Origin of the sequence: Flavobacterium anhuiense (assembly GCF_004151235.1) — a bacterium.
In the GTDB taxonomy this organism is placed as follows: domain Bacteria; phylum Bacteroidota; class Bacteroidia; order Flavobacteriales; family Flavobacteriaceae; genus Flavobacterium; species Flavobacterium anhuiense_A.
Map to the genome: position 1 here is coordinate 210,529 of NZ_JUIV01000001.1, position 22,363 is coordinate 232,891.

A 22,363-nucleotide genomic window follows, 5' to 3' on the forward strand; every position below is an offset into this window, starting at 1 on the left:
GTTTTTATTATTTTATTTGTTGGTTCTATATTTTTCTAATAATTGATTTAGGAAAACTAATTCTTCAGGTTTTAAATTATTTGCAAACATTTGTTCGTGTTCATCAACTTTCGGATCTAACTCTTTTAAAACATCCAATCCTTTTTGTGTAATCGAAACTTCAATTTTTCTTCGATTATCTGGACAGACATTTCGCGTAACAAAATCCTTCAATAATAATTTATCTACCAAACGTGTTGTGTTGCTCGTTTTAGCAAGCATTCGTTCTTGTATCACGCACATATTAGCAGGTTTCCCTTTTTGTCCTCTTAATATACGTAACACATTGTACTGTTCGCCAGATAAATCATACGGTTTCAGCAACTCGTTGAAATGATCCTGAACCACATTCTGCGTGTACATGATATTCAGAATAACTTTTTTCGCATTATCCATCTTAACCGTACTCTTAATAACCTCTTCAATTGTCATAGTCGTAAGTGTATAATTTGTATATACAAATGTATAACTTTTAATAGTTGTATATACAAATGTTGTGTTAATTTTTTGTTAATACGTTTAAAGCAAGTTTTTCAAGGAACTACAGAGAATGTTTTTTAGATGATAAAATTAAAATAATTTTTGTTGTAAAGGCTTGGTATGTTGTGAATTAATGGTTTTTTAATGTCGAATGAAATTTTGCGTATAAAATATTTCTTAACCGATTTTTGTAAGATGCATTTAAGCTGAAAGATTCTCAGAATCAACAAGATTTAGTGATTTATTGAAATTCAGACAAAAGAAAACCCTTCGCAATTTGTCTAAAATTGGCAATTTCGGAGTTTATCCACGCTTCATTGTGTTCCAATTCTTTGGCAAGTACTCTTGCTGTTTTTTCCGAAACTTCAATAGCAGCTCTGGCATCTAAGAATAATAAACGAACTCTTCTTGCTAAAATATCGTCTACAGTTCTTGCCATTTCGTAACGGATTGCCCAAACAACTTCTGCCATTGTAAATTCATGATTGGGATGCAGTTTTTCTTTTAATTCGGGTTCGCTTTCCTGTAATTCAATTATTTTCGAAATATCAGTACCATATATATAAAGGTGATTTTCTCTGTCTGCAGCATTCGTTGGCTGATTTCCATGAATGGAAAGATGTTCTGTACGGCATTCTTTAGGTTGCAATTTGCCAGTCTTAATGGCTTTATCAATAATATCCTCAGCAATTTTTCTGTAAGTTGTCCATTTTCCTCCCGTAATAGTAATAAGACCCGTTTCAGAAACTATAATTTTATGGCTTCTAGAAACTTCTTTGGTACTTTTGCCTTCTTCTTTCGGTGCAGCCAACGGACGCAATCCAGCAAAAACAGATAATACATCTTTTCTTTCTGGCTTTTTTGCCAAGAATCTTTGTGCGGTTTCCAAAACAAATTGGATTTCGCTTTCTAAAGCAATAGGTTCTAAACTTTGTTTCTTTATTAAAGTATCGGTTGTTCCAACTACAATTCGGTTGTGCCACGGAACAGCGAATAAAACTCTTCCGTCTTTTGTTTTTGGAATCATTAAAGCATTTTCGCCTGGAAGAAAAGATTTATCAAGTACCAAATGAATTCCCTGACTTGGAACAATGTACTTTTTATAAACTGTATCATTTAATTTCATGATGGCATTTGTAAAAACTCCAGTTGCATTTATTACAGAAGAACCTTTTATATCATAGTTAATTCCGCTTTCCTGATCTTGAACCGTAACGCCAATAATTTGGTTTTTGTCGTCTTTCAATAAATTGATAACTTTTATATAATTTAAAAGACAAGCTCCATTTTCGACAGCTGTTTGGGCAAGATTAATAGCCAGACGAGAATCATCAAATTGCCCGTCATGATAAATAACGCCATTGACCAAACCTTTTTCCTCAACGTTTGGAAGCATTTCGATAGTTTTCTTTTTTGAAAGATATTTTGAGCTTCCTAAACTTAAAAAACCTGATAAAAGATCATAAATTTTTAATCCGATAGTGTAGAAATAACCGCTAAGCAAATGATAATTCGGAATTACAAACGATTGGTTTTTGACTAAATGAGCGGCGTTTTGTGCTAATAAACCTCGTTCTTTTAATGCTTCTCGAACCAAATGCACATCTCCTTGAGCCAAATAACGCACACCGCCATGAACCAATTTGGTGCTTCGGCTAGAAGTTCCTTTTGCAAAATCTACGGCTTCAAATAAAATAGTTTTGTAACCACGGCTTGCTGCATCAACTGCCGTCCCGAGGCCGCTTGCACCTCCGCCAATAATTATTACGTCCCATTTTCCGGTATTTTGTAGTTTGGTTAATTGCTCGGAGCGGTTCATATATGTATGGGACTTTTTGTTTAAAGCAAACTTAACGAAATGAAATTAAAAATTGATGAAGAAATATTCCGTATGAATATCTGATTTCTAGAAATAAATAATATCATTTAGCACTGTGTTCTGTAAGGATGTTTGTTTTTTTATGGAAATTATTTATTCTAAGATGAATCAAACGTTCCTACGGAACGTATCAATGGAATTTAAATTTAAATTCTACCAATGAGACATTCCTATGGAATGAATAGGTCATTAAAATACAAAAAACGATAGATTTTAAAACCTATAGGGTTTAACTAACTTAGAAATATTCCGTAGGAATATCTGGTTGGTAGAAAAAAAATATTGTTCAGAATTGTGTCCTGTAGGGACATCTGTTTTTTTTGTAAATGATATATAGGTCTATTAATAAAACGTTCCTACGGAACGTATAAATGGAATTTGATTTAAATTCTACCGATGAGACATTCCTACGGAATGAATTGCTTCTTAAAAAAGCAAAACCCGACAGATTCATAGAACCAGTCGGGTTAACAATTTTACGGATTGTATATTTATATCAATCGTTTTTCAAATGCTTTTCTTGCAGAGCCTCTAAAATAGACTTCACCGCAATATGTATATTTTAATCTGTCTAAAATTTTCAACATCGGAGTATTATCGAAGTTTGTGTCTACTTTTATGCTGTAAATTTTATTTTCAACTGATAAGCCTTCAATATTCTCAAATAGTTTGGTTGCAATCCCTTTTCCCTTTGCCAATTTTGAAACCGCTACTCGATGCACAACAGTATAGTCGCCATCAGTAAGCCATTTGCCTTCTATATTTTCGTAAGCAGGTTCTTTGTCAAAAATAATAGCAGCATAAGCCAGAATCGATTCGTCTTCTGTAAAAACATATCCGTAATCATTTTCGATATCGCTTTTAATAGAAAGTTCATTCGGATATCCATCCTGCCATTGTGTACTTCCATCTAAACGTCTTTGTTCGATAGCATCTTGCAGGATTTCCCAGATTTGAGGTATTTCTGAAAGATTTGCTTTTCTTAGAGATAGCTTTTCTGTTGTATTCATTTTTTAATGAGGCAATTTATCTTTAATCAAACCATAAACCCAAGTTCCGGCAATGGCGCTAACCAAAGTAACTACAATTACAGTTGCTCCTGTGCCAATTTGTGCAAAAAGCGGACCTGGACAAGCTCCTGTAATGGCCCATCCAAAACCAAATAATAATCCGCCATAGATTTGACCTTTATTAAAAGTCTTTGGCTGAATTTCGATTTTTTCTCCATCAAGAGTTTTGATATTGAATTTTTTAATCAACTGAACTGATATTAGCCCAACTGCAACAGCGCATCCAATTACGCCATACATGTGAAAAGATTCCAAATTGAACATTTCCTGAATACGGAACCAGCTGATGATTTCCGCTTTTACGAATACAATTCCGAAAAAGATTCCAACTATTAAGTATTTAAGGTTCGCTAATGCCGTTTCTTTTTTCTGGCTAGCATTAATTCCTTCGCCGTCTATATTTTTATTTTCTAAACTCATTTTTGAAATTTTAAAGTGAAAGAATATAAGGTAAAATCAAAAGTGCCATTACAAAACCGCCAATCATAAAACAGATTGTCGCTACCAATGATGGCCATTGCAAGTTTGATAATCCCATAATCGCATGTCCGCTTGTACATCCTCCTGCGTAACGAGTTCCAAAACCTACTAAGAATCCGCCCACTACAATCATGATAAATCCGCGAAGCGTCAATAAACTTTCCCAAGAAAATAATTGTGCAGGAACTAAACCGCTATGATCTGTGATTCCGTAAGTGGCTAATTTCTCTGATAATTCAGGAGCAATTTCTACCGGATTTGGATTCGATAAAAAGTGAGCTGCGATAAAACCACCGAAAAATATTCCAAGAACGAAGAATAAATTCCAGCTTTCTTTTTTCCAGTCGTATTTAAAAAATGAAATATTTGCAGGGATACAAGCCGCACAAATATGACGCAATGAAGAACTAATTCCGAAAGATTTATTTCCGATAATTAATAAAATTGGAACAGTTAATCCAATCAAAGGGCCTGCGATATACCAAGGCCAAGGTTCTCTTATAATTTCAAGTATACTCATAAATAATTTAAAGATTAAGTATTTTTCTACCATATAAGTTATATAAGAAATTATAAGTTGGAGTTCTTATATAACTTAGAAAAGTTAAGAAAATATAAGTAGTGGACTTAAAAACATTCCAACTAAAATGAACTTATATCACTTATATGGTAAAAATTTATGTTCAATGTTTATGCTTTTAAAACCTTACTTTGACAAACAAAATCTGATTTTGGAACATTAGTTTTCGAAATTGCTCCAAAACCTCCTTCAACTTCAGAGAAATTTCTGAAACCTCTTGCTTGAAGGATAGAGGCAGCAATCATACTTCTGTAACCTCCAGCGCAATGCAAATAAAAATGCTCATTCGGATTAATGTCTTTTACCCAGTCATTAATATAAGCCAAAGGTTTGCTGTAAGCGTCATCTATATGTTCTGCAGCGTATTCTGTTTCTTTACGGATATCTACAACTTTATCTTCTCCGAATTTAAATTCACTAGCAAATTGCTCAGCAGTGATTCTGTTTACAGTATCAATTTCAAAACCTGCGTTTTGCCAAGCTTCAAAACCGCCTTCCAAATGTCCGATAATTGTATCAAAACCAACACGGCTTAAACGCGTTACAGTTTCTTCTTCCATACCAGTTGCTGTAACCAATATAATTGGCTGTTTTACGTCTGCAATTAAAGTTCCAACCCAAGGAGCAAAATCACCATTGATTCCGATATTAATAGATTGTGGAATAAATCCTTTGCTGAAATCAGCCGCACTTCTTGTATCTAGAATTAAAGCGCCAGTTTCTTCCGCTACGGCTTCAAATTCTTTTACGTTGATAGCTCTCATTCCGTTGTTTAGAACTGTTTCAAAGCTTTCGTAACCACCTTTGTTCATAGCCACGTTCATGCTGAAATAAGCAGGAGGAGGCAGCAAACCATCGGTAACTTCTTTGATAAATTCTTCTTCGGTCATATTAGCGCGCAAAGCATAATTTGTTGCTTTTTGATTTCCGATTGTCGAAACGGTTTCTTTGCTCATGTTTTTTCCGCAAGCACTTCCAGCTCCATGCGCAGGATATACAATTACATCATCAGCAAGCGTCATGATTTTATCTCTTAACGAATGAAATAAAATTCCAGCCAATTGGTCTTGTGTCATTCCAGCTGCTTTTTGAGCTAAATCTGGACGTCCAACATCTCCAATAAATAAAGTGTCTCCAGAGAAAATGGCGTGATCTTTTCCGTTTTCGTCAATCAATAAAAAAGTAGTGCTTTCCATCGTGTGCCCTGGAGTGTGCAATACTTTAATGGTTACTTTTCCAATTTTAAATTCCTGTCCGTCTTTTGCAGAAATGCAGTCAAATTCGCAAGCAGCATTTGGTCCGTAAACAATTGGAGCTCCTGTTTCTTTGCTTAAGTCAACATGTCCAGAAACGAAATCGGCGTGAAAATGCGTTTCAAAAATGTATTTCAGTTTCACTCCGTCGCGCTCTAAACGATCCAGATAAGGTTGGATTTCTCTAAGCGGATCAATAATGGCCGCTTCGCCATTTGAAGTAATATAATATGCACCTTGAGCAAGGCATCCGGTGTAAATTTGTTCTATTTTCATGATTCAGTAATAAAAATAATGGAAGGCAAAGGTAGTCTTGTTTTTTAAAAAAATAGGTGACTAATGTTACAGAAATTAGGTTTTTGTGAAAAACATTTGGAGGTTTAAAGCATATAAGTGATATAAGTTCATTTTAGATTGAGAGCTACTTATATTTACTTCTATTTTAAGCAATATAATAAACTCCAGCTTATAATTACTTATATTCCTGATATGGTAGAAAAAAATCTTTGTAATTTTACGTTTTTCCTAAGATTAACATAATGAACACACAACATTTATTAGATCAAATTGCTTTTATAAAAGAAATTGATAAAGTAAAATACATTCAGCGTAAGACAAAGTTATTTAATAGCGACCGATGCGAAAATGATGCAGAACACAGCTGGCATTTGGCTTTGATGGCAATTGTTTTAGCAGAACATTCAAATGAACCGATTGATGTTTTGAAAGTGGTGAAAATGGTTTTGATTCATGATATTGTAGAAATTGATGCGGGAGACGTATTTATTTACGATACAGTGAAAAATCATTCGAATACAGATGAAGAACGTTTGGCCGCAAACAGAATCTTTGGTTTATTGCCTAAAAAACAAGCTGAAGAATTAATCGCAATCTGGGAAGAATTTGAAGCTGGTGTAACCAACGAAGCCAAATTTGCAAAATCTATGGACAGACTTGAACCATTATTGCAAAATACATCAAACAATGGCGGAACTTGGAAAGAGTTTGGAGTGAAATATGATAAAGTTTACGAAAAGAAAAGCGTTATAAAAGAAGGCTCAAAATCGATATGGAATTACGCTGAAGGTTTAATTAATGAAAGTGTTGAAAAAGGGATTTTGGAGAAATAATAGTTTTTGTATTTAGAAATTGTAAGAAGCTCAACAAAGAATGGCTTCTCGTTGCGGAGTTACTTGCGAAGATTTCTCCTTCGTCGAAATGACAAACTTTGCTAAAATTGTAAGTGTAATTAATACCTTTAAATTGTTGAAAAGTTTAACAAATATCGAGCGATAAACTTTTTTTAAAGGGCGTTAATTCGGGTTCTAATGGTTAAATTTGTGGAACTTCATAAACAAATTACCATTATGGAAGAAATGCTCTTTTATGATCGAATGCAATTTGCCTTCACGATCACTTTTCATTATCTCTTTCCGCAACTTACAATGGGTCTTTCGCTCATCATTGTGTACTTCAAGTGGAAATATCTAAAAACTCAAGACGAACAATACAATCACGCCACCCATTTTTGGATGAAAATCTTCGCCCTCAATTTTGCAATGGGCGTTGTAACAGGAATCCCAATGGAGTTTCAGTTTGGAACCAACTGGGCTAAATTCTCCGAATTAACCGGGGGAATCATCGGTCAGACCTTGGCAATGGAAGGAATGTTTTCTTTCTTTCTCGAATCTTCTTTTCTAGGTTTATTTTTGTTTGGAGAAAAACTTCTGGGACATAAATGGCATTTTGTAACCGGATTATTAATTATGATTGGTTCTTGGGCCAGCGGTTTTTTAATCATTGCCACACATTCATGGATGCAGAATCCTGTGGGTTACGAAATCTTGGAAAACGGAAAATTTGTGTTGAATAACTTTCAAGCACTATTCTTAAATCCTTGGCTTTGGCCTTCTTTTCTGCACAATCAAGCCGCTTCTCTGGTGACAAGTTCTTTTGTTGTGGCTGGAATTGGAGCTTTCTATATTTTAAGCAATAAAAATGTTTCTTTCGGAAAACTATTTTTAAAAACAGGAGTAATCTTCGGATTGATTTCGAGTATTATCGTAGCTGTTCCCACAGGCGATTTATTGGCTAAAAATGTGGTGAAATATCAGCCTGTGACTTTTGCCGCAATGGAAGGAATTTTTCATACCGAAAAGAAAGGTTCAGAAATTGTCTTAATCGGTCAGCCAGACGTAAAAGATAAAAAACTCGATAATAAAATTGCCGTTCCGAATATTTTAAGTTTCCTGACTTATGGAAATTGGGATCAGGAAATTCAAGGTTTAGATCAATTTGAAGAAGATCTGCATCCAACTAATATTTCGGGATTGTATTATGCCTATCATATTATGGTTGGTCTTGGTACCGTTTTTATTGGATTAATGGTGCTTTCGCTTTTTCAATTAATAAGAGGAAAATTATTTGAAACCAAATGGCTTTTATGGTCTTTGATGTTTATGATGCCATTTCCATATATTGCCAATACTACAGGCTGGTACACGGCAGAATTAGGAAGACAGCCTTGGCTGGTTTATAATTTAATGCGAACAGCATCTGGAGCTTCACCAACAGTTTCGTCAGGAAATACATTGTTTACATTGCTTGGGTTTATTGGTTTATACCTTTTACTGGGAATGCTGTTTTTGCTTTTGATTGGAAAAATTATCAATAAAGGACCGCATCATGTGGAACTTTCAACAGAAAAAATATAAGTATGGAATTTTTTTGGTACGTAGTTTTAATGGGAATTCTGGCTGTTTATTTGGTTTTAGACGGCTATGATTTTGGTGCAGGAATTATTCATTTATTTTTTGCCGAAACAGAAAGAGATAAAAAAGTAATTGTCAATTCGATTGGTCCATTTTGGGATGCCAATGAAGTTTGGCTGATTGCAGCTGGAGGCGTTCTGTTTTTTGCTTTTCCAACTTTATATGCTTCATCTTTTAGCGGATTTTATTTGCCTTTAATTATGATTTTATGGCTGTTGATTTTTCGCGCCATCGGATTGGAAATGCGTGGTCAAGTACATAATCATATGTGGGAAAGCATTTGGGATAAAGCTTTCGGAATTGCAAGTTTACTTTTGGCTCTTTTCTTCGGAATTGCTTTAGGAAATATCGTTCGAGGTGTTAATTTGGGAATGGTTCAAAATGGCGTTTCTACGCAAGAAGCACATTATTTCTTTTTGCCTTTATGGAATCCGACTTTTAGTCCGCAAGCAAATGAATTGGGAATCATTGATTGGTTTACGCTTTTCTTAGGAATTGTAAGTGTTGTAGCATTAACGATTCATGGCGCAAACTGGATTATTTATAAAACAAATTCGGCGCTGAATCCGAAATTGAAAAAAGTGGTTTTTGCCCTGAATATTGTGCTATTGGTTTTAGTTTGTATTTCGCTCCAAATTTGGCATTTTATCGAGCCGAAACCATTTCATAATTTTGTTGAAAACCCGATTCTTTGGTTTTTTCCTTTAATGACTTTTGTTGGAATTGCTGGATTATTCAAAGTTCGTTCATTTAAAAAAGACGGTCACGGATTTTTGTTTTCGACTTTATTTTTATTGGGAGGATTTGCTTCTACAGCGGTTTCGATTTTTCCAAATGTTTTGCCATCGACTAATAAAGTAAATCCATCTTTAACCATTTACAACACTGCCGCTCACGAATACGGATTAAACGCTGGTTTGAGCTGGTTTTTTATCGCTTTGTTTCTGGTGATTGTTTACTTTGTTATTCAATATCGTGTTTTTAGCGGTAAAATGGATGATGTAGGATATGGCGAGCATTGATTTTGTTATAGCCACTCCCGATAACTATCGGGATCACGAATTTTTATTTTGATTTGAATGGAATTCTCAATTTTGTAACTATAAATACACGAGTTTTAATTCCTTCAATATCAAATCAATTACCTCCAGTTTTAACTGGAGGTTTTTTGTTTTAATTTAAATTGGGCTTTAGCCAAACTTTGCGGTTTTTGGCTAAAGCCTTTTTTGTATACATTTGTTTACCTCCAGCTAAAGCTGGAGGCAATTGATTGAAATAAAATGCTCAAATATTTTGTGTCTATGTTTTTTAAAAAGAAATTGCTTACTGAAACAGAGTTTGCTTTAAAATTTGCTCAAAAATTAAGTAAAGAAGTAAAAGAAATAAAAATTATTTCGGTAAATGAGCTAGATGTAAAGAGTGAATATAATGGTGTTGAACATCAATGTTTTTTGAATAATGCTTATTCAGAATACATTAGTGACCCTAAAAATATTAATGAGATAATTAAAAGATACTTGAATAGTATTTTTTCGATTTTTTTGCCAAAAGAACTTTTAAATGTCGATAGAATTTTACCCGTTATTAAGGATAAAAGGTTTTTAAAAAGTTTAGAGGAAATAAATGCTGATTTTGAAAAAAAACATGTTTATGAGTTTTATAATGAAGAGTTAATTATTTTTTATGTTGAAGACAGAGAGAATTCGATTCATTATATTTCAAAAGATGATTTGCAAGAAATAAACTTTCCATTAGAAAGATTGTATGAAAAATCTCTTCATAATTTGCAAGAGCAGCTTCAAATAGAACGTCATGGTGTAAATGGATATTTTATGTTGACAGCTGGAGGAAATTACGAATCGAGTTTGATTTTACTTGATATTTGGAATCATGAAAATTTTTTGGTAGAAGGAGATCTCGTTATTGGAATTCCTTCAAGAGATGTATTATTAATAACTGGAAATAAAGATTCTTTGAATTTACATCGTCTTTATGATTCTGTAAAAGATATAAATGAAACGGGAGATCATATTGTTTCAGATAAAATTTACGAATTGAAGAATGGTAAATTTGAAATTATGGAATTGTGATTTTGACCAGTAAAATTAATCTACCTGAGTCTGCGTTAGGGATAGGGGCGGTATCCTTTTTCTTGCTTCTTTAGCAAGGAAAAGATACAAGCGGATAGCCCGGCCGAAGGAAACGCCCATAATAATATTTTCTATTAATTAGCATATTCAGTAGTAAAAAAAAAAAACATAAGGCAATTTTTACAAAAGATTTAATTACAACCAACAGTTATATTCTATAAGCTGTATTGCGGAAAAAAAAAGCAGTTAATGCTTAATATTGCGTATCTAAGAATTTTTTCCCCCTAAAAGAATTTTTTAGATACGATTTTTACTGAAACTTAAATCTATTTTACCTACTGAATTTATGCCTTTAACAATTTTTTCCGACGAGGTTAGGTTTTGTTATAAATCTAAAAACTGGCAGTATCAATTTGATGAAATCAAAGAGCTCGGACTGCTCAAAAAAAAGAGAAAATATTTTCTAGAAAATGGCGCTTTTATAGCTGTAACAACTGTTGCGTATTATTGCATGCTGTTTTCCAATTTAATGGACTTGTATTACATTATTCCTGCGCTTTTATGCTATGCATTTATTATAATCGCCAGGTTTGGTAATAAAGACGAGTTTGTATATTTTGTTTTTGTTAAAGATATTTACCAGAATGAAATAAGAACTAAAATTGAGCCAGAAGACCGCGTGTTAATTGGCAAGCAGATCGATAGTTATTTAGATCTTCAATTTGAACGCAGTATACAAAGAACTGCTTAAGAAAAATCAGAGATGTTTGTATTTACTATTTCCCATTATGATGTTTTTTTCATAATGGCAGCACTGATATATGGTTATTTTATTATCAAAAAAAGAAAATTAACAAAACGCTAAGTCATAGTGTTCATTATGAAGTAGCTTAACAAATACCCAAAAATAAGTATAGTTAAGTCGTTACAAATTAACGGCTGGCTGTTTTAACTATACATGATCCCAAATCAGAATAAAATTATGGCCACAACAATTAAAAGCAAGATTAAAAACATTAGAGAGTTAAAAAATTACACTCAGGAATATATGGCGGAAAGATTAGGTGTAACCCAAGCGGGCTACAGTAAAATTGAAAAAGGAAAAACTTCTTTGAGTTATGAAAAACTGGTTGAGATAGGGAAGATTTTAGATGTAAGCGTAGAGGATATAATTAGTTTTGATTACGACAAATACTTTAATAGTTTCAATAAAATAAATGGAAATAATAACGGCAGTATTTTAATTAATGCCGACAATACTTCGATTATAAAAGAACTTTATGAAGATAAAATTCAATTGTTAGAAAAGTTGCTTTCTAGAACCGAAATAGAATTGGAACGTTATAAAGATAAATTCGGAGAACTCTAAAAATTTAGTTTCATCTTTGTCAGAGCAAAATGCTTTGACAAAGATTACTCTACAAGTGAAACTAAATAAATTTTTTGAATTGCTGTTAGAATAGGACTTCTTTAGCAATAATATAAAATCCCATTATGAGAACGAACCATCCGAAAAGAGGTTTTAATTTTGTGCCGTCTATTTTTTTAGAAAGTTGGCTCCCAATAAACATGCCGATTAAAGCCATGGCTGAAACGCTGATCAGAAAGGAATAATCTATAGGTGTTCCGATATATAGGTCGCCTGCAAAACCTATTGACGAGTTTATGGTAATGATTAATAATGAAGTTCCAACGGCTTGTTTCATGGGAAGATTAGCGAAAAAAAGAAGGGCAGGAATAATCAGAAATCCGCCGCCAGCGCCTAGAAAACCAGTTACAATTCCGACTAAGAATCCTATTAAGCTTAGCTGCGAATAATTGGTTTCTGCTGATTTTATTTTGGGCTCATTTTTTTTAATCATTGAAATGGCCGCTGTAATCATTAAAATTGAAAAGATAATCATGATCAGAAAATCTTTTGAAACGGTATAGGAAGCAACAGAAAATAAAGTAGCCGCAATTTGCGGAAAGATTACTTCGCGAATTATTAAAATAGAAACAACTGAAGGAACTGCAAAATATAGAGCCGATTTCAGTTTCAGATTTCCCATTTTATAGTGGCTGTAACTTCCAAACAATGCTGTTAATCCGACAATAAATAAGGAATAAGAGGTGGCCTGATCGGGATTGACTTTAAATAAGTAGACCAAAATTGGAATTGTCAGAATAGAACCTCCGCCGCCAATTAAGCCAAGTGTAATTCCGATTATGATTGAGGCGAAAAATCCTAAGTATTCCATTGCATTTGTTTTGATGCAAAATTGCTTCGGAAATTAGAAACCTACAGTAACATTTATCACAGAAGATTTTTTTTCGCCACGAATTCACGAATTTTCGCGAATTATTTTGTCACATTGAGCGAAGTCGAAATGCTTTGCGGGGCTTCGACTTCGCTCAGCCTGACAGCAGGAAATTTTTTTGCCACAGATTATAAGGATTAGATGGATTTTTCTATTCTTAATAAAAAGAAATCATAATAATCTTTTTAATCTGTGGCAAACAAAAAAAAATACTTTAATAATTCAATCTGGTTTCGGTTGAGTTTAACCAAACCGCGCTGTTCCATTTTTTTGAGTAACATTTATCACAGAAGATTTTTTTTTCGCCACGAATTCACGAATTTTCGCGAATTATTTTGTCACATTGAGCGAAGTCGAAATGCTTTGCGGGGCTTCGACTTCGCTCAGCCTGACAGCAGGAATTTTTTTTGCCACAGATTATAGGATTAGATGGATTTTTCTATTCTTAATAAAAAGAAATCATAATAATCTTTTTAATCTGTGGCAAACAAAAAAATTACTTTAATAATTCAATTTGGTTTCGGTTGAGTTTGACTAGACCGCGCTGTTCCATTTTTTTGAGTAATCTGGAAACCACTTCGCGTGACGTATTCAATTCAGTTGCGATTTCCTGATGTGATAAATTCACTTCAGAACAGCCACAGGCATCAGAATGTCTTTTTAAGTAGAATTCTAACCTTTCGTCCATAGAACGGAAAGCGATATTGTCGACAACTTCCAAGACTTCTTCAAAACGGCTTCGGTAAGTTTCAATAACAAATTCGTACCAAGAACGGTGTTCCATCATCCATTTGTCCATCAATTGCAACGGAATCATCATCACGGTAACATCTTCGACTACTTTTGCCATAATCTGGCTCTTTTCGCTTTTTGCGGTGCAGATCATCGAAATCGCGCAGGCTTGTCCTGGCTGCAAGTAATACATTAAAAACTCTCCGCCATCTTCACCCTCTCGATAGATTTTGATTTTACCTTTAATGATCAAAACGGTATTTTTAATATATTGTCCGGTACGCATTAAAATGGTTCCCGCTTTAAAATCCTGAAGGCTTCCGTTTTCTTCAATTGTAGCGATAAGTTCGTTAGAGAAATTAGGGAATATGGTTTTTAATGATTGCTGCATGTTGTATAATAATTTTGTCACATCGGGCCAAGTCGAATTTCCCATTTTTTGGATTTAGTTTAAACCAAAAAATGTAAACCATTGTGACTAAGTTTTTATCAAAATCGAATTAAAAAATGTATTTGATTACAAAGATAATGGTTTGAAATGGGAATAATTGTCAGAAAACTAGATTTATGAGTAATTCTGTGTAAATGAAGAAATCCCATTTTCTATCGATTTTGTAGGCTGAATTTTTAAAAATAGTAACTAAATTTGTAATTCACTGATTATAATACTTTCTCTAAAACGTTTTCTGAGAATAATAATCGAAATCGCATTTGGTACGTTTTTTATATATAGAAACGTCGTAATTTTACAAAAACACATTTTACTATGAATTTATCACAAGAAGATTGGGTTGCTCAGTTACAGGCTGACGAAAATGCAGTTATACTTGATGTAAGAACTGAAGACGAATTTAATGACGGATACATTGAGAATGCTCTAAACATTGATATCAATAAAGGGCAGGCATTTATCTATGAAATAGAAGAATTAGACAAAAATAAAAATTATTACGTATACTGTCGTTCTGGGGCGAGAAGTGCAAAAGCATGTCAGATAATGAACGAATTAGGTATCGAAAATGCCTACAATCTGCTTGGAGGAATCCTAGATTGGGAAGGTGAAACAGTACAACCATAAAAGAAGAAGAGGCAATAAAAAAGCCTCTTTTTTATTTTGAAAATAGAATTACCAGACCATTAAACAAACCAAATTATGAGTTTTATACCAGAAGAATATCAGATTAATGCGCTGATAAATCAAGATACTTATCTTGTAAATGGAGAATTGAAACAATGGACAGGGCAAACCACACCTGTGTTTTCTACTATTTCTTCAACAGAAAAATATACGCCGACTTTATTAGGATCTATTCCTTTTATGGGAGAAAAAGAAGCGGCAGAAGTTGTCGAAGCTGCTACCAATGCGTACGATATGGGGCAAGGTTTATGGCCGACTATGAAAGTAGTGGATCGTATTAAATGTATGGAAAAATTTGTGAAGCAAATGAAAGAAACCCGCGAAGAAGTGGTAAAATACTTAATGTGGGAAATCGGAAAATCATTGGGAGATTCGCAAAAAGAATTCGACAGAACAGTAGAGTATATTTACGATACTATTGCAAGCTACAAGGAATTAAACGGACGAAGTTCGCACTTTGAAAAAGTTCAGGGAGTAAATGCCATGATTCGCCGTGGACCTCTTGGAGTTGTATTATGTCTTGGGCCATATAATTATCCTTTAAACGAAACTTTCTCATTGCTGATTCCAGCTTTGATTATGGGAAATACTGTAATCTTCAAACCTGCTAAGCATGGTGTTTTATGTATTTCGCCATTGTTGGAAGCTTTCAGAAGCAGTTTCCCTAAAGGGGTAATCAATATCGTTTACGGAAGAGGACGTGAAGTAGCTTCTCCGATTATGAAATCTGGAAAAATTGATGTTTTGGCATTAATCGGAAACAGTAAATCGGCGATTGCTTTACAAGATCAGCATCCAAATAAAAATAGATTGCGTCTGATTTTAGGTTTAGAAGCAAAAAATCCAGCGATTATTCTTCCAGATGCCGATTTAGATTTGGCTATTCAAGAATGTATTACAGGAAGTTTGTCTTTTAACGGACAGCGTTGTACAGCGTTGAAAGTTTTATATGTTCACGAATCTATTAGAGAAGAATTCAATAAACGTTTTGCTGCGAGAGTAGACAGTTTGGTTTTTGGAAATCCTTGGGAAAAAGGAGTTTCTTTAACACCGCTTCCAGAAACAGAGAAGCCAAAATATATTCAGGGATTAATTGATGATGCTGTTCATAAAGGAGCTAAAGTGATTAATGAAAAAGGAGGAAAACATACCGATAATTATATTTTCCCTGCAGTTCTTTATCCAGTAAACAAAGAAATGCGTGTGTATCATGAAGAGCAGTTTGGCCCAGTTGTACCTGTGCTTTCTTTCAAAGATATTAAAGAACCATTGAAAGATATGGCAGAATCAAATTACGGTCAGCAAGTAAGTTTGTTTGGTAAAGACATAAAAACATTGGCACCGCTTATTGATGCTTTAGTAAACTTAGTTTGCAGAGTAAACCTCAACAGTTCTTGCCAAAGAGGTCCAGACGCTTTCCCTTTTACAGGAAGAAAAGATTCTGCTGTAGGAACTTTGAGTATTCCAGATGCTTTGCGTTCATTCTCAATCCGTACGTTTGTAGCTTCAAAAGATATCGATTATAATAATGAGATTCTGCAGGAATTGCTTAACAGCAAAGAATCGAATTTTATTAATACAGATTATATTTTGTAGTCATCAAGGTTATATATTAATTGTAGATGCCGTTTGTTGCTTTTGGTGACAGACGGTTTTTTCTTTTTTAAAGATGCTAAGGTTCTGAGATGCTAAGTTTTTTTAATTAAAAATTAAAAATTAAAAATTAAAAATTAAAAATTAAAAAGCACCATTAACCAACAACCATCAACCATCAACTACAAACCATTAACAATTAATAACTAAATTTGTAACATTATTTAAAAAAAGCAGTCTTAGTTATATACCAAACAATTTAAAGACCTAAGAATCATTTATGAAAAAGAGATTTTTGCAATTTGCATTAATAGCATTTGTTCTTTTTGCCCAAGATACTATTGCTCAAGAGCTTTACATGCCACGAAATATTAAAAAAGCCTACGATAACGGAACACGTTCTAAAGACGGGAAACCGGGCGTAAATTATTGGCAGAACCGCGGAAAATATAATATGGAAATTTCTGTTGATCCTAAAACTAGATTGGTTTCAGGCACAGAAACTATTATTTACGAGAACAATAGCAAGGATACGCTAAGAAATTTAGTTATCCGTTTTGTAAATAATCTTCATAAACCCACTTCTTCTCGTGGAAGCGATGTAAGCAATGATTTTTTAAGCGACGGATTGACGATTACTTCGTTAAAAGTTGAAAATGAAGTGTACAAAGAAGACGCTAGAAATTGGGGAACGGTTGGAAATGTAAAACTGCAGAAACCAATTTTACCTCATTCAAAAACAACTATAAATATTGGGTGGAATTATCCTTTGTCTAAAGAGAGCGGAAGAGAAGGACAGATTGACGAAACAACTTTTTTTGTAGCCTATAGTTATCCAAGAGTTTCGGTCTTTGATGATTATAACGGATGGGATAGATTGCCGCATACAGATCGTCAAGAATTTTATAATGATTTTAATGATTATGTTTTTTCTGTAAAAGCACCTAAAAATTATGTGGTTTATGCAACAGGTGATTTGCTAAATCCAGATGAGGTTTTGCAGCCAGAATTTGCATCACGCTTAAAGAAATCTTACACAACAGATGAAATTCTGCATATCGCTAACGCAGAGGAAATGAAAAGCGGAATCGTGACCAAGCAATACGATTGGAACGTTTGGAAATTTGAAGCCAAAAATATCACAGATGTATGTTTCGGATTAAGCGATCATTATTTATGGGATGCTAGTAGTGTGATTGTCGATAAGAAAACAAATCGCCGTGTAAGCGTTCAGGCGGCTTACAATATTACGGGAACAGATTTTGTAAATTCTGTAAAAAACAACCAATATGCTTTGGATTGGTTTTCTAACAATTGGCCAGGAGTTCCATATCCGTTTTCAAAAATGACAGCTTTTCAAGGTTTCGCCGATATGGAATACCCTATGATGTGTAACGATTCGCAAGTGGATGATCCTGTTTTTGCGCAATTAGTCCAAGACCACGAAGTAGCACATACTTATTTCCCTTTTTATATGGGAATTAATGAAACGCGTTATGCTTTTATGGACGAAGGATGGGCAACAACTTTCGAATATTTAATCGGAATTGCTGAGCATGGAAAAGAGGCTGCCGATAATTTTTACAAAGAATTCAGAGTAAAACATTATATAAATGACCGTTCAACAGAAGAAGATCAGCCTATTATCACAATGTCTACACAAGTTTCTGGAGCAGGTTACGGAAATAATTCTTATGGTAAAGCGTCTCTTTCTTATTTGGCTTTGAAAGATTTATTGGGTGACGATGTATTTAAAAAAGCGCTGCACGATTATATGGATATTTGGAATGGCAAACATCCAATTCCGTGGGATTATTTTAATTCATTTAATACCTCAACAGGTAAAAATTTAAATTGGTTTTTTAATAATTGGTTCTTTACCAACAATTATTTAGATATTGCAGTAAAAGGTATTTCTGCAGATAAGAAAATCATAACAGTAGAAAACATTGGAGGTTTTGCAATTCCATTTGATGTTGTAATTACTTACGCTGATAAATCGAAAGTAACGATACATCAAACCCCAGCAGTTTGGGAAAAAAATCAAAAAACGGCTAAAATAACCCTGAAAAGTGTAAAAAAAATAGCCCAAATTCAGCTTGATGGAGGGATTTTTATGGATGCAACACCAGAAAACAATATTTTACTTGTTAAATAGATTAAGATGTTTTAAATAAATTAGTTAATAATGCTGTTTTGTTTTTAATAAAATAACGTTATTTTTTTGGAATAATTAACATTAATCAGAAATACGGAAAACCGTAAAGATATTTCTCAAAAAAAAGAATAGGTTTGTTGAATAATAAAAAACCTACAAATTTTAATGAAAAATACATTTGTACTGATTGTATTGTTTAGTACATTCAAGTTCTTTGGACAAAATGACCAAAAAAAAGCATTTCAAAAAAGCAAATATGAGTTAGCCGTTTCTTATTATAAAAAAGCCGATTTTGAAAAAGCGGTTGATTTATTTTCTTTAGCAGCTAAAATTAAACCCGACAATGAGATTGGAAAAGATGCCCTAAATAAAGTGGATGCTTTACGTAGCCTTTTGAGAAAAGAAATTTTAAGTCAAGCCATTGGAACTTGGAAGCGGACAGGGAATCAGCCAGTCTGGTCTGCAGCTACGGCGGATAATGCCAATCAATCTAGTTTTGACGAATTAATTGAGATCAAAGAAAATGAAATAGCGTTTTATGAAGTAGACAAAAAAACAAAAGTAAAGAAACTTCTAAAAACAGAAAATTTAGTTTATAATGATGCAAACTGCACTGCATCAGTATTCTCAGAAATCATCCTTTCAGACGGGACAATTTGGAACTGCAGTCTTAATGAAAGATCAAACACGTTGCATGTTGTCAATGTAGCTATTAAAACAGAAGAAGGAATACAAAAAATAAACAGTGATAACGAAGAAAGTTATTATGTTAAGATCTAAATAAATAAAAAGGGAATCAATTGATTCCCTTTTTTATATTTATAGAAATTTAAATCCAAGAGAAAGGCTGGTTATTCCAGTTTTAATTTCACTACTAGATGCATCTATATCGGTTAATCCTGCTAAATATCTTACATCAAAAGTAAGTCTCCAGACATCAACTCCAACACCTCCAAGTATACTGTGGTTGTTTCTTTCAAATGCTATAGAATTTAGATTATTGCTTGGTTTTATGTCCGAATAATTCTTCCAATTGTATCCTGCAAAAACTCTTACATTACCAATTTTTCCAAGCGGAATAATTTTGAAACCGGCGATTAAAGTCGCATCAGTGCCAGACAATTTAAATTCGGTTTCTCCAACGCCATCTTGGAAAACGCTGAAATTAGTTTGAGCGTAGCCAAATTCACCTTGCGCATAAAAAACGGTAAGGTTTACTCGAGCAAAAGCGGCAAAACCAACTCCTGTATTCGTATGGTCAGAGCTAAAGCTTTTTGCATCAACAGAAGTAATATTGGTCGAAAACTGCGGTCCAACTTGTATTAATTGCGCAAATCCATTTACACAAAAACATAAAAATGCTGCTAAAAAGAATTTTTTCATAAGGATCTTATTTGATTTTGGTAGCATAAAAATAAACATAATAGATTAGAATTGAGCGATTTGTCTGATTTATTTTTTTGTAAAGTTTTGATAGTTAGCTCTGTTCATTTTTTGCTCAGCTTTTCTAATCATATTAAAAAGAATTATTTTTGAAAAGATTTAATACATTGTTAATGGAAATTAAAACAATAAAAGCATCCGATACTTGGCAGATCCGTCATGAAGTAATGTGGCCCGACCAGCCTTTTGAGTTTGTACAGCTAGAAGAAGACGACTTAGGATTTCATTTTGGAGTTTTTGAGGGAAATAAATTAGTTTCTATCGTTTCTTGTTTTATTGAAGGAAAAGAAATGCAGTTTAGAAAATTAGCCACTTTAGAAGAGTATCAGGGAAAAGGAATTGCTTCTTATCTTTTAAAACACATTTTGGAATTTGCCAAAAATGAAAAAATGGAAAAAGTTTGGTGTAATGCCAGAAGCAATAAAAAGTCTTTTTATGAAAAAATAGGACTTATAGATACTCATAAAACATTTGTAAAAGCTGGTCAGGAGTTTACGATAATGGAAATTGAAATTTAAAAACAAGAAATTTTTTTTCTGTATAAATGTTTGTTTTGTAGTTGGTTATATTGTGTTTTTTGAATCGAATGATGCTTTTCTTCATCTAATCTTCATATAAAAAGTTACCGAAAACGTTTTCATTTTATGTAACTGTTAAAGCTTGTTAAAAAATCTTTTTTTGTTTTAATTCTTTTATTACTTTCGCACCGAAATGAGAAAGTTAATAGTATTTTTAGTATTCATGAATATGCTTCTGTTTGGCGGAGGCCAATATTTGAATGCAAATACTTTTGGTCCTCATAATCACCATCATCTACAAAAACACCGAGTTAAATTCACTAATCAAGATCGTGGAACTTCAACAATTGAAGAAGCTACGGATATTGATTTAGAAGAAGATTTAGTTGGTGGCGAAGATGTTGATTTACTTGCGAACAAATATTTTACTGCTTCGTACAGTTTGGTAGACGCTTTGTATCTGGCACTTTCAGATCAGTCTGCAGCGAATGATTCTAGTCGTTTAAAATTTTCTACGCCTATATTCGGGCATTCAAATCCTATCTATATTACTCAACGAGTATTAAGAATTTGATTTTATAGTATACATCGGTTACCTGAGTTTTGATCTCTGCGTATCTTGCTGTTGTATATTTTTCTACTCCTGCTTATATGAAGGTTAAAGGTCTGGACTAAGGCTGACTGATGCATTTTAACATCCAAAAGGAATTTTTTATTCCAAAAGCATTCAATCGCTTAATTTCCAAACTAAATCATGAAAAAAATCATTGTGTTCACAGGCTTAATGGCCTTGGTGTGCTTAACGAGCTGTACATCTAAAAAAGAAGAAAAAGAAGAAGTTGAAAAATTTACGGTTACTAGTCCGGTTAGAATCGATACTTCGTTTACCAAAGAATACGTTTCACAAATTAAATCGGTTCGAAATATCGAGCTTCGCGCCCAAGAGAAAGGTTTTTTACAAAATATATATGTTGACGAAGGACAGTTTGTAAAAAAAGGACAGCTGTTATTTAAAATTATGCCAAACATGTACCAGGCAGAATTATTAAAAGCACAGTCAGAACAAAAATCTGCAGAAATCGAATTGCAGAATTCTAAATTATTAGCAGATAAAAATATCGTTTCTAAAAACGAATTGAGTGTTGCTCAAGCAAAACTACAATCAGCAAAAGCTGAAGTATCATTAGCAAAACTTCATTTATCATTCACAGAAATCAGAGCTCCGTTTGACGGAACAATCGACCGTATTCCTTTAAAACTTGGAAGTTTAATTGACGAGGGAGAATTATTGACAAGTCTTTCAGACAACAGTCAGATGTTTGCTTATTTCAATGTTTCGGAGCCAGAATATATTAGTTATGAGACTAATATTAAAGACCGTGCAGATAACAAAGTAAACTTAGTTTTGGCTAACGGAGATATTTTTAAAGAAAAAGGAAATGTTGAGGTAATTGAAAGTGAATTCAACAACGAAACAGGAAATATCGCTTTCAGAGCAAGATTCCCTAATTCTGGAAAATTACTTAGAAATGGTGAAACAGGACAAGTTCAAATGAATGTTCCTCTTAAAAATGCCATTGTAATTCCGCAAAAAGCAACTTACGAAATTCAAGATAAAAAATATGTTTTTGTAGTTGGCAAAGACAACAAAGTAAGTTCTAGAGAGATTACAATCACAGGTGAAATTCCTGATTTATATGTAATCAAAAGCGGTATTACAGAAAACGATAGAATCCTACTTGAAGGAGTTCAGAAAGTAAAAGAAAACGACAAGATTAAATTCGATTACGAATCTCCTAAAGAAGTAATCAATCATTTACGCTTAAAAGCAGAATAGGT

General features: G+C 33.4%; 22 protein-coding genes. 13 read left to right on the forward strand and 9 right to left on the reverse strand.

Going from position 1 to position 22,363, the window contains the following annotated elements; translation table 11 throughout:
* Positions 1 to 12 precede the first annotated feature (12 nt).
* The 6 genes from NU08_RS00990 to NU08_RS01015 all read right to left on the reverse strand — a co-directional run bounded on the left by NU08_RS00990 (position 13) and on the right by NU08_RS01015 (position 6,057).
* Positions 13 to 471 (reverse strand): MarR family winged helix-turn-helix transcriptional regulator, encoded by a 459-nt coding sequence (locus NU08_RS00990; RefSeq protein WP_091133484.1) that lies wholly within the window; start codon positions 469 to 471, stop codon positions 13 to 15.
* 289 nt (positions 472 to 760) lie between these two features.
* Positions 761 to 2,338 (reverse strand): glycerol-3-phosphate dehydrogenase/oxidase, encoded by a 1,578-nt coding sequence (locus NU08_RS00995; RefSeq protein ID WP_129745287.1) that lies wholly within the window; start codon positions 2,336 to 2,338, stop codon positions 761 to 763.
* 551 nt (positions 2,339 to 2,889) lie between these two features.
* Positions 2,890 to 3,408, reverse strand: a complete 519-nt coding sequence (locus NU08_RS01000) for a GNAT family N-acetyltransferase (protein WP_129745289.1) — start codon at positions 3,406 to 3,408, stop codon at positions 2,890 to 2,892.
* A 3-nt stretch (positions 3,409 to 3,411) separates the two neighbouring features.
* Positions 3,412 to 3,888: a DUF6691 family protein gene (locus NU08_RS01005; RefSeq protein WP_111363391.1), complete on the reverse strand. Its 477-nt coding sequence runs from the start codon at positions 3,886 to 3,888 to the stop codon at positions 3,412 to 3,414.
* A 10-nt stretch (positions 3,889 to 3,898) separates the two neighbouring features.
* Positions 3,899 to 4,468 carry a YeeE/YedE family protein gene (locus NU08_RS01010; RefSeq protein ID WP_410501063.1) on the reverse strand — a complete coding sequence of 190 codons (570 nt, stop codon included), beginning with the start codon at positions 4,466 to 4,468 and terminating at the stop codon, positions 3,899 to 3,901.
* Between the two features lie 170 nt (positions 4,469 to 4,638).
* Positions 4,639 to 6,057: an MBL fold metallo-hydrolase gene (locus NU08_RS01015; RefSeq protein ID WP_129745291.1), complete on the reverse strand. Its 1,419-nt coding sequence runs from the start codon at positions 6,055 to 6,057 to the stop codon at positions 4,639 to 4,641.
* Positions 6,058 to 6,320: 263 nt separating this feature from the next.
* On the opposite strand from NU08_RS01015, the gene NU08_RS01020 reads away from it, so the two are divergent.
* The 6 genes from NU08_RS01020 to NU08_RS01045 all read left to right on the forward strand — a co-directional run bounded on the left by NU08_RS01020 (position 6,321) and on the right by NU08_RS01045 (position 12,011).
* Complete coding sequence (locus NU08_RS01020; protein ID WP_129745293.1) at positions 6,321 to 6,911, forward strand: HD domain-containing protein; 591 nt, start codon at positions 6,321 to 6,323, stop codon at positions 6,909 to 6,911.
* 237 nt (positions 6,912 to 7,148) lie between these two features.
* Positions 7,149 to 8,495, forward strand: coding sequence for a cytochrome ubiquinol oxidase subunit I (locus NU08_RS01025; RefSeq protein WP_129745762.1), 1,347 nt, complete (start codon positions 7,149 to 7,151; stop codon positions 8,493 to 8,495).
* 2 nt (positions 8,496 to 8,497) lie between these two features.
* The gene (gene cydB / locus NU08_RS01030; RefSeq protein ID WP_129745295.1) at positions 8,498 to 9,574 is read left to right on the forward strand and encodes a cytochrome d ubiquinol oxidase subunit II; all 1,077 of its coding nucleotides are present in this window, start codon (positions 8,498 to 8,500) and stop codon (positions 9,572 to 9,574) included.
* Positions 9,575 to 9,853: 279 nt separating this feature from the next.
* The gene (locus NU08_RS01035) at positions 9,854 to 10,642 is read left to right on the forward strand and encodes a DUF1444 family protein (RefSeq protein WP_165352382.1); all 789 of its coding nucleotides are present in this window, start codon (positions 9,854 to 9,856) and stop codon (positions 10,640 to 10,642) included.
* A gap of 346 nt (positions 10,643 to 10,988) precedes the next feature.
* Positions 10,989 to 11,393: a hypothetical protein gene (locus tag NU08_RS01040; RefSeq protein ID WP_091133467.1), complete on the forward strand. Its 405-nt coding sequence runs from the start codon at positions 10,989 to 10,991 to the stop codon at positions 11,391 to 11,393.
* Positions 11,394 to 11,624: 231 nt separating this feature from the next.
* On the forward strand, positions 11,625 to 12,011 hold the full coding sequence (locus NU08_RS01045; protein WP_008468283.1) for a helix-turn-helix transcriptional regulator: 387 nt from the start codon (positions 11,625 to 11,627) through the stop codon (positions 12,009 to 12,011).
* Positions 12,012 to 12,096: 85 nt separating this feature from the next.
* Here NU08_RS01045 and NU08_RS01050 read toward each other — a convergent pair whose 3' ends face one another.
* Complete coding sequence (locus tag NU08_RS01050) at positions 12,097 to 12,882, reverse strand: sulfite exporter TauE/SafE family protein (protein WP_129745299.1); 786 nt, start codon at positions 12,880 to 12,882, stop codon at positions 12,097 to 12,099.
* Between the two features lie 556 nt (positions 12,883 to 13,438).
* Positions 13,439 to 14,065, reverse strand: coding sequence for a Crp/Fnr family transcriptional regulator (locus NU08_RS01055; protein ID WP_008468285.1), 627 nt, complete (start codon positions 14,063 to 14,065; stop codon positions 13,439 to 13,441).
* Positions 14,066 to 14,440: 375 nt separating this feature from the next.
* On the opposite strand from NU08_RS01055, the gene NU08_RS01060 reads away from it, so the two are divergent.
* The 4 genes from NU08_RS01060 to NU08_RS01075 all read left to right on the forward strand — a co-directional run bounded on the left by NU08_RS01060 (position 14,441) and on the right by NU08_RS01075 (position 19,343).
* A complete protein-coding gene (locus tag NU08_RS01060) occupies positions 14,441 to 14,752 on the forward strand; it encodes a rhodanese-like domain-containing protein (RefSeq protein WP_129745301.1) in 312 nt (103 codons plus the stop codon).
* A 75-nt stretch (positions 14,753 to 14,827) separates the two neighbouring features.
* On the forward strand, positions 14,828 to 16,408 hold the full coding sequence (locus tag NU08_RS01065) for an NADP-dependent glyceraldehyde-3-phosphate dehydrogenase (RefSeq protein ID WP_129745303.1): 1,581 nt from the start codon (positions 14,828 to 14,830) through the stop codon (positions 16,406 to 16,408).
* Between the two features lie 277 nt (positions 16,409 to 16,685).
* On the forward strand, positions 16,686 to 18,563 hold the full coding sequence (locus NU08_RS01070) for a M1 family metallopeptidase (protein ID WP_129745305.1): 1,878 nt from the start codon (positions 16,686 to 16,688) through the stop codon (positions 18,561 to 18,563).
* A 165-nt stretch (positions 18,564 to 18,728) separates the two neighbouring features.
* Complete coding sequence (locus tag NU08_RS01075) at positions 18,729 to 19,343, forward strand: tetratricopeptide repeat protein (protein WP_129745307.1); 615 nt, start codon at positions 18,729 to 18,731, stop codon at positions 19,341 to 19,343.
* Positions 19,344 to 19,382: 39 nt separating this feature from the next.
* Here NU08_RS01075 and NU08_RS01080 read toward each other — a convergent pair whose 3' ends face one another.
* On the reverse strand, positions 19,383 to 19,946 hold the full coding sequence (locus tag NU08_RS01080; RefSeq protein ID WP_129745309.1) for an outer membrane beta-barrel protein: 564 nt from the start codon (positions 19,944 to 19,946) through the stop codon (positions 19,383 to 19,385).
* Between the two features lie 173 nt (positions 19,947 to 20,119).
* Here NU08_RS01080 and NU08_RS01085 point away from each other — a divergent pair, with 173 nt between their 5' ends.
* The 3 genes from NU08_RS01085 to NU08_RS01095 all read left to right on the forward strand — a co-directional run bounded on the left by NU08_RS01085 (position 20,120) and on the right by NU08_RS01095 (position 22,361).
* Positions 20,120 to 20,524: a GNAT family N-acetyltransferase gene (locus NU08_RS01085; RefSeq protein ID WP_129745311.1), complete on the forward strand. Its 405-nt coding sequence runs from the start codon at positions 20,120 to 20,122 to the stop codon at positions 20,522 to 20,524.
* A 229-nt stretch (positions 20,525 to 20,753) separates the two neighbouring features.
* Complete coding sequence (locus tag NU08_RS01090; protein ID WP_242502468.1) at positions 20,754 to 21,098, forward strand: hypothetical protein; 345 nt, start codon at positions 20,754 to 20,756, stop codon at positions 21,096 to 21,098.
* Between the two features lie 180 nt (positions 21,099 to 21,278).
* On the forward strand, positions 21,279 to 22,361 hold the full coding sequence (locus NU08_RS01095) for an efflux RND transporter periplasmic adaptor subunit (RefSeq protein WP_129745315.1): 1,083 nt from the start codon (positions 21,279 to 21,281) through the stop codon (positions 22,359 to 22,361).
* Positions 22,362 to 22,363 lie beyond the last annotated feature (2 nt).